Origin of the sequence: Streptomyces sp. DH-12 (assembly GCF_002899455.1) — a bacterium.
Classification (GTDB): Bacteria; Actinomycetota; Actinomycetes; order Streptomycetales; family Streptomycetaceae; genus Streptomyces.
The window spans coordinates 3860477-3872120 of record NZ_PPFB01000001.1 but is presented as its reverse complement, the minus strand read 5'-3'; the positions used below and the strand labels follow the sequence as shown (position 1 = coordinate 3872120).

Annotated in this window: 10 protein-coding genes; 8 read left to right on the top strand and 2 right to left on the bottom strand. The window is 73.7% G+C overall.

The features are described 5' to 3' along the window. Positions 1–115 precede the first annotated feature (115 nt). From C1708_RS16205 to C1708_RS16195, 3 genes are read left to right on the top strand one after another with little or no spacing between them, the layout of a single operon-like run. Positions 116–1042, top strand: a complete 927-nt coding sequence (locus C1708_RS16205) for a DUF5819 family protein (RefSeq protein ID WP_106413358.1) — start codon at positions 116–118, stop codon at positions 1040–1042. After that, positions 1039–2295 (top strand): HTTM domain-containing protein, encoded by a 1257-nt coding sequence (locus tag C1708_RS16200; RefSeq protein ID WP_241911269.1) that lies wholly within the window; start codon positions 1039–1041, stop codon positions 2293–2295. The genes C1708_RS16205 and C1708_RS16200 overlap by 4 nt, the downstream gene beginning before the upstream one ends. A 10-nt stretch (positions 2296–2305) precedes the next feature. Beyond that, on the top strand, positions 2306–3091 hold the full coding sequence (locus C1708_RS16195; RefSeq protein ID WP_106413357.1) for a TrmH family RNA methyltransferase: 786 nt from the start codon (positions 2306–2308) through the stop codon (positions 3089–3091). A gap of 6 nt (positions 3092–3097) precedes the next feature. On the opposite strand, the gene paaN is transcribed toward C1708_RS16195, so the two are convergent. After that, positions 3098–4789, bottom strand: coding sequence for a phenylacetic acid degradation protein PaaN (gene paaN / locus C1708_RS16190; RefSeq protein ID WP_106413356.1), 1692 nt, complete (start codon positions 4787–4789; stop codon positions 3098–3100). 161 nt (positions 4790–4950) lie between these two features. On the opposite strand from paaN, the gene C1708_RS16185 reads away from it, so the two are divergent. Together C1708_RS16185 and C1708_RS16180 are read left to right on the top strand one after the other, a co-directional pair. Next, on the top strand, positions 4951–6465 hold the full coding sequence (locus tag C1708_RS16185) for a 3-hydroxyacyl-CoA dehydrogenase (RefSeq protein WP_106413355.1): 1515 nt from the start codon (positions 4951–4953) through the stop codon (positions 6463–6465). Then, positions 6462–7064, top strand: coding sequence for a TetR/AcrR family transcriptional regulator (locus C1708_RS16180; protein ID WP_106413354.1), 603 nt, complete (start codon positions 6462–6464; stop codon positions 7062–7064). The genes C1708_RS16185 and C1708_RS16180 overlap by 4 nt, the downstream gene beginning before the upstream one ends. A 162-nt stretch (positions 7065–7226) precedes the next feature. Here the strand turns inward: C1708_RS16180 and C1708_RS16175 are convergent, their stop codons facing one another. Further along, the gene (locus C1708_RS16175) at positions 7227–7712 is read right to left on the bottom strand and encodes an Lrp/AsnC family transcriptional regulator (protein ID WP_106413353.1); all 486 of its coding nucleotides are present in this window, start codon (positions 7710–7712) and stop codon (positions 7227–7229) included. A gap of 189 nt (positions 7713–7901) precedes the next feature. Here C1708_RS16175 and pdhA point away from each other — a divergent pair, with 189 nt between their 5' ends. From pdhA to C1708_RS16160, 3 genes are read left to right on the top strand one after another with little or no spacing between them, the layout of a single operon-like run. Beyond that, entirely contained in the window at positions 7902–9044 is a 1143-nt protein-coding gene (gene pdhA, locus C1708_RS16170; RefSeq protein ID WP_106413352.1) for a pyruvate dehydrogenase (acetyl-transferring) E1 component subunit alpha, read from the top strand. After that, the gene (locus tag C1708_RS16165; RefSeq protein ID WP_106413351.1) at positions 9041–10045 is read left to right on the top strand and encodes an alpha-ketoacid dehydrogenase subunit beta; all 1005 of its coding nucleotides are present in this window, start codon (positions 9041–9043) and stop codon (positions 10043–10045) included. Before pdhA ends, C1708_RS16165 begins: the two co-directional genes overlap by 4 nt. Beyond that, entirely contained in the window at positions 10045–11484 is a 1440-nt protein-coding gene (locus C1708_RS16160; RefSeq protein WP_106413350.1) for a dihydrolipoamide acetyltransferase family protein, read from the top strand. The genes C1708_RS16165 and C1708_RS16160 overlap by 1 nt, the downstream gene beginning before the upstream one ends. The last annotated feature ends 160 nt before the right edge of the window (positions 11485–11644 follow it).

The window sequence follows — 11644 nt, the reverse complement described above, 5'->3', positions numbered from 1 at the left end:
GCCGGGGCTGAGTACCGTTCCGTGCGACGCGGCGGAGCGGCCGTGCCCCGCATCGCGAGGGCTCGCGGCCGGGCGGACGCGGCAAGGGACCGGGGAACTCGGGGATCGGGGCGGAATGGACGCGCAGGACAAGGGCTCGGACGCCCGGCACGGGCCCGCGGAGCCGGGCACGCCGGGGCCGCGCGCCCCGCTGCCCGGACCCGCGGCGCCGGCGGACGAACCGGACGAGCCCGTCGTACCGCGGCCGGAGGCGTCACCGGACAGCGAGGAGAGGGCCGCTCGCGCCCAGGGCGGCGCGCAGCCGCTGAGCGGCGACTCCGGCGAACCCCGCACCGGAGTGGCCGGAGAGGAACAGCCCGGCGCGCAGCCGCTGAGCGGCGACTTCGGCGACCCCCGCACCGGAGTCGCCGCCCTCTCCCTGCGCTACCGGATCGGCGTCGCGCTCACCCTCGCGGTCGTCGCCGTCGTGGTGTGCGTGCACCTCGGGATGACGTTCCTGCACGTCGCGCCGCCGAACACGGTGAGCAGGAAGCACAGCGAGACCATCGCCGACTGGATCTACCCGGAGTTCGAGCAGAACTGGAAGCTGTTCGCGCCGAACCCGCTGCAGCAGAACGTGTCCGTGCAGGTCAGGGCAGAGATCCGCACGCCGGACGGCGCCAGCCGCACCACCGGCTGGTACGACCTGTCGGCCCAGGACGGACGCGACATCGACGGCAACCCGGCGCCCAGCCACACCCAGCAGAACGAGCTGCGCCGCGCCTGGGACTTCTACGTCTCCACGCACGACGACGACAACCGCCCGGTGGGTCTGCGCGGGGCGCTGTCCGAGACGTACCTGCGGCGGATCATGGTCATGCGCCTGGACCGGGCGGACGCGGCGGGAGCGGACGGCGAGGTCGCCCGGGTCCAGGTCCGCTCGCGCACCACCGACGTGCCGCCGCCGTCGTGGAGCGAGGAGAAGGTGTCGGGCGAGACCGTGTACCGCGTGCTGCCCTGGTGGTCGCTGCCCGAGGACGAGACCCGGGGAGGCATCGGGTGAACCGCTTCTCGCCGGCGGTCCACCAAGCGATCGCCCGGGTCACCGACTCCGCCCTCGGTCCGTACCAGACCGCCGTGCTGCGCATCGGCTTCGGCCTCACCTGGCTGCTGTTCCTGCTGCGTGAGTACCCCCACCGGCAGGAGCTCTACGGCCCCGACAGTCCCTGGGCCTGGGACCTCGCCGCCCAGCTGGTCGCCTCGAACGACGCCTTCACCGTGCTGCTCTGGTCGGACAGCCGGATCTGGTTCGAGGCGGTCTACGCGCTGGCCGTGCTGTTCAGCCTCCTGCTGCTGCTCGGCTGGCGCACCCGCACCATGGCGGCGCTGTTCATGGTGGGCGTCCTGACGCTGCAGAACCGCAGCGTCTTCATGGGCGACGGCGGTGACAACGTCCTGCACATCATGGCGATCTACCTGGTCTTCACCCGCTGCGGCCGGGTCTGGTCCCTGGACGCCCGGCGGGCGCACCGGGCCGCCGGGGCACGCGCGCGCGGGGAGCGGCCGCGCGACCGGGTGGGCCCCGCGCTGTGGGCGGTGCTCGGCATCGTGCTGCTCCTGGGGTCGCTGGCGGGCCGGACGGACGGGGACCGGTTCATACCCGCGCTGCTGTGGGCCGTGTGGCTCGGGCAGGCGGTGTGGTGGCTGGCCGGGCGGCCGGCGAGGACGGAGCAGCCGCGGATCCTGCTGGACGTCGTCGCGAACGTCGTGCACAACGGCGCGCTGCTGGTGATCATGGCGGAGACGTGCCTGATCTACGCCACGGCCGGCTGGTACAAGGTGCAGGGCTCCCGCTGGCAGGACGGCACCGCGGTCCACTACCCGCTGCACCTGGAGTACTTCTCCCCCTGGCCATCGCTGGCGGAGCTGCTCACCGCCAGCGGCACTCTGGTGATGCTGGTGACCTATGTGACCGTCGTCGTGCAGGTCGCCTTCCCGTTCACGCTGTTCAACCGACGGGTCAAGAACGCCCTGCTGAGCTTCATGATCCTGGAGCACGCGGTGATCGCCGTGGTGCTCGGGTTGCCCTTCTTCTCCCTGGCGATGATCGCGGCCGACGCGGTCTTCCTGCCCACGTCCTTCCTGCGCCGGACCGGCCGCCTGGCGGCACGCGCGCGGGGACGGCCGCGCCCGCGCGGGGACGCGGCCCCGCCCCCGCCGCCGCGGCGCCCGCACGGTCCGCCCGCCGTGAGCCGCGCGAAGACCTGCCCGGAGGCCGGCCCGGCGGCCGGCGGAGCGCCGGGCCCGCGCACGTAGGCTGCTCGGCATGAGCGACCCCGTCCACGACCTGTCCGCCGCGTCACCGGCCGGCCCGGTGGCCGCATGGCGCCGGGCCGCCCCGGACGCGGTGCTGCTCGACGGCTTCCACGCCCTCAAGCACGCCGTGCGCTTCGGCGCCGAGGTGCTCGTCGCGCTCACCGCCGACCGGGCCGCCGCCCTGGCGCTCGCCGACGAGCTGGCCGAGGACGTGCGGGACACGCTGGCGGCGCTGCTGACGGAGGTGCCGTACGGGACGTACGCCTCGCTGGTGACGCGTCCGCACCCCACGGCCGTCGCGGCGCTCGCCGTGCGGCCGGACCGCGCGGGCAACCTGACGAGGCTGGCGCGCGCGCCGCGCACCGCGCCCGTGGTGGTCCTGGACCAGCCGCGCAACCTGGGCAACGCGGGGGCCGTGGTCCGGCTGGCCGCCGGCTTCGGGGCGACCGGCGTCGTCACCACCGGGACGCTGGACCCCTGGCACCCCACCGTGGTGCGCGGCGGGGCGGGGCTGCACTTCGCCACCGCCGTGGAACGCCTCACCGTGGACGAGCTGCCGCCCGGACCGGTCTTCGCGCTGGACCCGGAGGGCGAGGACATCCGCTCCCTGAAGCTGCCGGACGACGCGCTGCTCGCCTTCGGGTCGGAGCGCACCGGTCTCACGGCCGAGCTGCGGGAGCGGGCCGACCATCTGGTGGCGCTGCCGATGCGCCCCCAGGTCTCCAGCTACAACCTCGCGACCAGTGTGGCCATGACGCTGTACCACTGGAGCGCCACCGGGGGCGCATCCGCCTGAGGCGGCTCAGGCCTCGCGGCGCACCTCGACCACCCGGAAGCGGTTGGCGACGAAGGCGCCGTCGCACAGGGCCGCGTTGGCCGCCGGGTTGCCGCCGGAGCCGTGGAAGTCGGAGAAGGCGGCCGTCTGGTTGACGTAGACCCCGCCGGTGAGGTTCAGCGAGAGCTGGGCGGCCTCCTCCAGGCAGACCTCCCGCACGGCCTCCTCGACCTCCGGGGAGGTCGTGTACGCGCCGACGGTCATCGCGCCCTTCTCGCGGATCGTGCGCCGCAGCAGCTCCGTCGCGTCGGCGGCGGAGTCGACGGCGACCACGAAGGAGACCGGGCCGAAGCACTCGCTCATGTAGGCGGCCTCGGCGTCCGGCTTGGAGCCGTCCAGCTTCACGATCACCGGCGTGCGCACCACCGCGCCCGGGAACTCCGGGTGGGTGATCTCGCGGGAGGCGAGCGCGACCTCGCCGAGCTCGGTGGCGGCCTCCAGGCGGGCCTTGACGTCCGGGTTGACGATCGCGCCCAGCAGGGCGCTTGCGCGGGCGTCGTCACCGAGCAGGCCGTCGACCGCCTCGGCCAGGTCGGCGGCGACCTCGTCGAAGGACTTGGGGCCCTGGTCGGTGGTGATGCCGTCGCGGGGGACCAGCAGGTTCTGCGGGGTGGTGCACATCTGGCCGCTGTACAGGGACAGGGAGAACGCCAGGTTGGACAGCATCCCCTTGTAGTCGCCGGTCGACTCCACGACGACCGTGTTGACGCCGGCCTTCTCCGTGTACACCTGCGCCTGGCGCGCGTTGCTCTCCAGCCAGTCGCCGAACTCGGTGGAGCCGGTGTAGTCGATGATCCGGATCTCCGGGCGCGTGGCGAGCGTCTTGGCGATGCCCTCGCCGGGCCGCTCGGCGGCCAGCGCGACCAGGTTGGGGTCGAAGCCGGCCTCGGTGAGCACCTGGCGGGCGGCCTGGACGGTGAGCGCGAGCGGCAGCACCGCGCGCGGATGCGGCTTGACCAGGACCGCGTTGCCCGTGGCCAGGGAGGCGAACAGGCCCGGGTAGCCGTTCCACGTCGGGAAGGTGTTGCAGCCGATGACCAGGCCGATGCCGCGCGGGACCGGGACGAAGCTCTTGGTGAGGGCGAGCGGGTCGCGCTTGCCCTGCGGCTTGGTCCACTCCGCGGTGTCGGGCGTGCGCACCTGCTCCGCGTACGCGTAGGCCACCGCCTCCATGCCGCGGTCCTGCGCGTGCGGGCCGCCGGCCTGGAACGCCATCATGAACGCCTGGCCGGAGGTGTGCATGACCGCCTGGGCGAACTCCATGGTCCGGTCGCTGATCCGCCGGAGGATCTCCAGGCAGACCACCGCGCGGGTCTCCGCGCCCGCGTCCCGCCAGGCGCGCATCCCGGCCTTCATGGCGGGCAGCAGCACGTCCAGGTCCGCGTGCGGGTAGCTCGTGCCCAGCTCGACGCCGTACGGGGAGGTCTCGCCGTCCACCCAGCCGTCCGTGCCGGGCTGGTCCAGGTCGATGCGGGTGCCGAGCAGGGCGTCGAAGGCGGCCTTGCCCGCGGCCATGTCCAGGCTGCCGTTCTCCCCGTACGCTTTCGGGTGCTCGGGGTGGGGGGACCAGTACGCGCGCGTGCGGATCGCTTCCAGGGCCTGGTCCAGGGTGGGACGGTGGCGGGCGATCAGCTCGGGCGCGGTGAGTTCGGCGGCCATGGGGGACCAACTCCTCGTCTCAGGAACTCTTCGTCGAGCTCTTGGACCTGTGCGGAAACGTAGTCAGGAACGGGCGGTCAGAGTTAGAGTAACCGAACGATCGGTCGGGACAAGGGGGTCCGCCGCATCTGTGGAAAACACCGTGCGGGAGGATCGCGCACATGACAGCACTCGACCTCAGCAGTCCCGTGGCCGTGGTCGGCACCGGCACCATGGGGCAGGGAATCGCCCAGGTCGCGCTGGTCGCGGGCCATCCCGTGCGGCTGTACGACGCCGCCCCCGGCCAGGCCCGCAAGGCCGCCGACACGATCGGCGCCCGGCTCGACCGCCTGGTGGAGAAGGAGCGCCTCACCGCGGACGAGCGGGACGCGGCCCGCGCCCGTCTGACTCCCGTCGACGACCTGCCCGGCCTCGCCGGCTGCTCCCTCGTCGTCGAGGCGGTCGTGGAGCGCCTCGACGTCAAGCAGGAGCTGTTCCGGGCGCTGGAGGACGTCGTCGCCGACGACTGCCTCCTCGCCACCAACACCTCCTCCCTGTCGGTCACCGCGATCGGCGGCGCGCTGCGCGTCCCCGGCCGCTTCGTCGGCCTGCACTTCTTCAACCCGGCGCCGCTGCTGCCGCTCGTCGAGGTCGTCTCCGGCTTCGCCACCGACGTCACCTCCGCCACGCGCGCGTACGAGACGGCCCGCGCCTGGGGGAAGACGCCGGTCGCCTGCGCCGACACCCCCGGCTTCATCGTCAACCGCATCGCGCGCCCCTTCTACGCCGAGGCCTTCGCGGTGTACGAGTCGCAGGGCGCCGACCCGGCCACCATCGACGCGGTGCTGCGCGAGTCGGGCGGCTTCCGGATGGGCGCCTTCGAGCTGACCGACCTCATCGGTCAGGACGTCAACGAGTCCGTGACTCACTCGGTGTGGCAGGCCTTCTTCCAGGACGTGCGCTTCCAGCCGTCCCTGGCGCAGCGCCGGCTGGTCGAGTCCGGCCGCCTCGGCCGCAAGACCGGCCGCGGCTGGTACGACCACCGGGAGGGCGCCCAGCGCCCCGAGCCGCACACCGCCGAGCCCGCCGAGCCGCCCGCGTACGTCGTCGCCGAGGGCGGCCTCGGGCCCGCGGCGGAGCTGCTCGACCTGATCCGCGGGGCGGGCATCGAGGTGCGCGAGGCCGAGGAGGACAACGGCACCCGCCTGGTGCTGCCGAGCGGCGGTCAGCTGGTCCTGGCCGACGGACAGACCTCCGTGGAGTTCCGTGACGTGGTCTATTTCGACCTGGCGCTGGACTACCGCAGGGCCACGCGCATCGCCCTGTCCCACGCCGCGCACACCTCCGCGGCGACGGTCGCCCAGGCCACCGGGCTGTTCCAGGCGCTCGGCAAGAAGGTGAGCGTCATCGGGGACGTCCCCGGGATGATCGTCGCGCGGACGGTGGCCCGGATCATCGACCTCGCCGTCGACGCGGTCGCCAAGGGCGTCGCCACCGAGGAGGACATCGACACCGCGATGCGGCTCGGTGTGAACTACCCCCTCGGGCCGTTCGAGTGGAGCCGCCGCCTCGGCCGCGGCTGGGCCGGGTCCCTGCTGGACGAACTGCACGAGGTGGACCCGTCCGGCAGGTACGCGCCGTCCCTCGCGCTCTACCGGTACGCGTGCGCCGCCGACCAGCCGGAGGACACCCCATGACCACCGCCAAGCGGGACACCTACACCCCGGAGACGCTGCTGTCCGTGGCGGTCCAGGTGTTCAACGAACGCGGCTACGACGGCACGTCCATGGAGCACCTCTCCAAGGCCGCCGGGATCTCCAAGTCGTCGATCTACCACCACGTGGCCGGCAAGGAGGAGCTGCTGCGCCGCGCGGTGAGCCGGGCGCTGGACGGTCTCTTCGGGATCCTCGAGGAGGAGCACGCGCGGGTGGGGCGCGCCGCCGAGCGCCTGGAGTACGTCGTACGGCGCATGGTCGAGGTGCTGATCGCCGAACTTCCCTACGTGACGCTGCTGCTGAGGGTGCGCGGCAACACGGACACCGAGCGCTGGGCGCTGGAGCGGCGGCGCGAGTTCGACCACCGGGTGGCCGAGCTGCTGAAGGCCGCGGCGGCCGACGGGGACGTGCGGGAGGACATAGAGGTGCGGCTGGTGACCCGCCTGGTCTTCGGCATGATCAACTCCATCGTGGAGTGGTACCGGCCGGACGGGCGCGGCATGAACGAGCGCGAGGTGGCCGACGCGGTGGCGCAGCTCGCCTTCGGAGGACTGCGCAAGGGGGGAGACGGCCGCCGGTGAGGACCGCGCCGGTGGACGGCCGGAGGGCGGCGGACGGCCCGCCCCTGTGCTCGCTGCCGCTGGAGACGTCCTTCCGGAAGCCGCCGGACGGCACGAGATCCTGGTACGGCGTGACAGAGGGCCGGACGTCCGGACCGTTCCCGCGGCGCCGGAGCCTCCGGGTCACCACTGCGGCTCCAGGTCCTCCTCCTCGAACACCAGCAGCGTGCGGGTGCTGAGCACCTCGGGAATGGCCTGGATCCGGGTCAGCACCAGCTCGCGCAGTGCCCGGTTGTCCGGTGTGTGCACCAGCAGCAGTACGTCGAAGTCCCCGCCCACCAGGGCGATGTGCGAGGCGCCCGGGAGCTGCCTGAGCTGCTCGCGCACCGTGCGCCAGGTGTTCTGCACGATCTTCAGGGTGATGTAGGCCGATGTGCCGTGACCGGCGCGTTCGTGGTCGACGCGGGCGCCGAAACCCCGGATGACGCCGTCCTCCACGAGCCGGTTGATGCGCGCGTAGGCGTTCGCCCGGGAGACGTGCACCCGCTCGGCGACCGACCGTACCGACGCGCGGCCGTCCGCCTGCAGCATCCGCAGGATGTCCTGGTCGATCGCGTCGAGAGGCCGCGCCGGCGGCAGCGGCCCCGTCCCCTCCTGGCCCTCGGCCATTTGTTCAGATGCCACCCGCCCCCACCTCTCAGCCGTGGACGTCCTGCCTCTATCCCATGGTGTGGAGAACCGTTTGTCCACAGCCTGGTGCCACCCGTAGCCAAAATGTGCCGACGACCGAACAATCGGTTGGTGAGGCGCGTCACAGACGCCGCGCCTCCGTCAGTCGTCCCACGAGGAGGTGCCGTCATGACGGTCATGGAGCAGCGGGGGGCCTACCGGCCGACCCCGCCGCCCGCCTGGCAGCCCCGCACCGATCCCGGCCCCCTGCTGCCCGACGCGGAGCCGTACCGCGTGCTCGGCACCGAGGCGGCGGCGGAGGCCGACCCCGAGCTGCTGCGCCGGCTGTACGCGGAGCTGGTGAAGGGCCGCCGCTACAACGCGCAGGCCACCGCCCTCACGAAGCAGGGCCGTCTCGCGGTCTACCCCTCCAGCACCGGCCAGGAGGCGTGCGAGGTCGCCGCCGCCCTGGTGCTCGAGGAGCGCGACTGGCTGTTCCCGAGCTACCGCGACACCCTCGCGGTCGTCGCGCGCGGCGTGGACCCGGTCGAGACCCTCACCCTGCTGCGCGGCGACTGGCACAGCGGCTGGGACCCCTACGAGCACCGGGTGGCCCCGCTGAGCACCCCGCTCGCCACCCAGCTGCCCCACGCCGTCGGTCTCGCCCACGCCGCCCGCCTCAAGGGCGACGACGTGGTGGCGCTCGCCCTGGTCGGCGACGGCGGCACCAGCGAGGGCGACTTCCACGAGGCGCTGAACTTCGCAGCCGTCTGGCAGGCCCCGGTCGTCTTCCTCGTCCAGAACAACGGCTTCGCGATCTCCGTCCCGCTCGCCAAGCAGACCGCGGCCCCGTCGCTGGCCCACAAGGCCGTCGGCTACGGCATGCCCGGCCGCCTGGTCGACGGCAACGACGCGGCCGCCGTGCACGAGGTCCTCGCCGACGCGGTGCGCCGCGCCCGCGCGGGCGGCGGGCCGACCCTGGTCGAGGCGGTCACCTACCGCGTGGACGCCCACACCAACGCCGACGACGCGACCCGCTACCGCGGCGACGCCGAGGTCGAGACGTGGAGACAGCACGACCCGATCACCCTGCTGGAGCGGGAGCTGACCGGCCGCGGCCTGCTGGACGAGGCCGGCGTCGAGACCGCCCGGCAGGACGCCGAGACCATGGCCGCGTCCTTGCGCGCCCGCATGAACCAGGACGCGGAGCTCGACCCCATGGACCTGTTCACGCACGTCTACGCCGAGCCCACCCCCCAGCTGCTGGAGCAGCGCGAGCAGCTGCGGGCCGAGCTGGCGGCCGAGGCCGAAGCGGAAGGAGCGCGGCCATGACCACCGTCGCCGTGAAGCCCGCCACCATGGCGCAGGCCCTCACGCGCGCGCTGCGCGACGCCATGACCGACGACCCGTCCGTGCACGTCATGGGCGAGGACGTCGGCACGCTCGGTGGCGTCTTCCGCATCACCGACGGCCTGGCCAAGGAGTTCGGCGAGGACCGCTGCACGGACACGCCGCTGGCCGAGGCGGGCATCCTCGGCACGGCCGTCGGCATGGCCATGTACGGGTTGCGGCCGGTCGTGGAGATGCAGTTCGACGCCTTCGCCTATCCCGCGTTCGAGCAGCTCGTCTCGCACGTGGCGAAGATGCGCAACCGCACCCGCGGCACGATGCCGCTCCCCCTCACGATCCGCATCCCCTACGGCGGCGGCATCGGCGGCGTCGAGCACCACAGCGACGCGTCCGAGGCGTACTACATGGCAACTCCGGGGCTCCATGTCGTCACGCCCGCGACCGTCGCCGACGCGTACGGCCTGCTGCGGGCGTCCATCGCCTCCGACGACCCGGTGGTCTTCCTGGAGCCCAAGCGGCTCTACTGGTCCAAGGACGCCTGGAACCCGGAGGAGCCGACGGCCGTCGAGCCGATCGGCCGCGCGGTGGTGCGTCGCTCCGGCCGGAGCGCCACCCTCATCACCTACGGGCCGTCCCTCCCCGTCTGCATGGAGGCGGCCGAGGCGGCCGAGGCCGAGGGCTGGGACCTGGAGGTCGTCGACCTGCGCTCACTGGTGCCGTTCGACGACGAGACGGTGTGCGCCTCGGTGCGACGGACGGGACGCGCGGTCGTCGTCCACGAGTCGGGCGGTTTCGGCGGCCCCGGCGGGGAGATCGCGGCCCGGATCACGGAGCGCTGTTTCCACCACCTGGAGGCGCCGGTGCTGCGCGTGGCCGGGTTCGACCTGCCGTACCCGCCGCCGATGCTGGAGCGTCACCACCTGCCCGGTGTGGACCGGATCCTGGACGCCGTGGGGCGTCTGCAGTGGGAGGCCGAGAGCTGATGGCACAGGTGCTGGAGTTCAAGCTGCCCGACCTCGGTGAGGGGCTCACCGAGGCGGAGATCGTGCGCTGGCTGGTCGAGGTCGGTGACGTGGTCGTCGTGGACCAGCCGGTCGTCGAGGTCGAGACGGCCAAGGCGATGGTGGAGGTGCCCTGCCCCTACGGCGGTGTGGTCACCGCCCGCTTCGGCGCGGAGGGCACCGAACTGCCGGTGGGCGCCCCGCTGCTGACGGTGGCGGTCGGGGAGACGGCGGACGGCCGCCCGGCCGGGGACCCGGCCGGCGCGGACACCGCGGGCTCCGACGGCGCGAGCGGCCGGAAGCCGGCCGCCGAGGGCTCCGGCAACGTGCTGGTCGGCTACGGCACCTCGCACGCTCCGGCCCGGCGCCGCCGGGTCCGCTCCGCCGGCCCCGCGGTGAACGGGCGGCCCAGGACGACGGAGCCCGCGCGGGCGACGCGGCCGGCGGACACCCCGCAGGGCACGCCCGGCCCGCAGTCCGGCGGCGGCAAGGCCCCGGCGGACGGCCCGGTCCCCGTGATCTCCCCGCTGGTCCGCAGGCTGGCCCGGCAGAACGGCCTGGACCTGCGGGAGCTGACCGGTTCCGGCCCCGACGGGCTGATCCTGCGCGCGGACGTGGAGCACGCGCTGCGAGCCGCCGCGTCCCAGGACCGCACGGACACAGCGGCCACCGCCGCCGCACCGGTCCCGGCGGCCACCCCGGCGCCGGCCGCGTCCTCCGGGAGCACCCCGTCGGTCACCCGCGTCCCCCTCAAGGGCATCCGCGGCGCCGTCGCCGACAAGCTCTCCCGCAGCCGCACCGAGATACCGGACGCGACCTGCTGGGTGGACGCCGACGCGACGGAGCTGATGCGGACCAGGGCCGCGATGAACGCGGCGGGCGGACCGAAGATTTCCGTGCTGGCGCTGCTGGCCCGGATCTGCACGGCCGCCCTCGCCCGCTACCCGGAGCTGAACGCCTCGGTGGACACCGGGGCCAGGGAGATCGTCCGGTACGCGGACGTGCACCTCGGGTTCGCGGCGCAGACCGAGCGAGGACTGGTCGTCCCCGTGGTCCGCGACGCGCACGCGCGGGACGCGGAGTCGCTGACGGCGGAGTTCGCCCGGCTGACCGAGGCGGCACGCGCGGGCACGCTGACGCCCGCGCAGCTCACCGGCGGCACGTTCACCCTGAACAACTACGGGGTGTTCGGCGTCGACGGGTCCACGCCGATCATCAACCACCCCGAGGCCGCCATGCTCGGCGTCGGCCGCATCGTCCCCAAGCCGTGGGTGCACGAGGGCGAGCTGGCGGTCCGGCAGGTCGTGCAGCTCTCGCTCACCTTCGACCACCGGGTGTGCGACGGCGGCACGGCGGGCGGATTCCTGCGGTACGTGGCCGACTGCGTGGAACAGCCGGCGGTGCTGCTGCGGACGCTGTGACCGGGACCGCCCGGCCTGGCGGGTCCTCCGCCCGGCCTGGCGGGTCCTCCGCCCGGCCTGGCGGGTCCTCCGTCCGGCCTGGCGGGTCCTCCGTCCGGCCTCACCGGCCCGCCGTCCGGCCTGGCGGGTCCTCCGTCCGTTCTCACCGACCCGCCGTCCT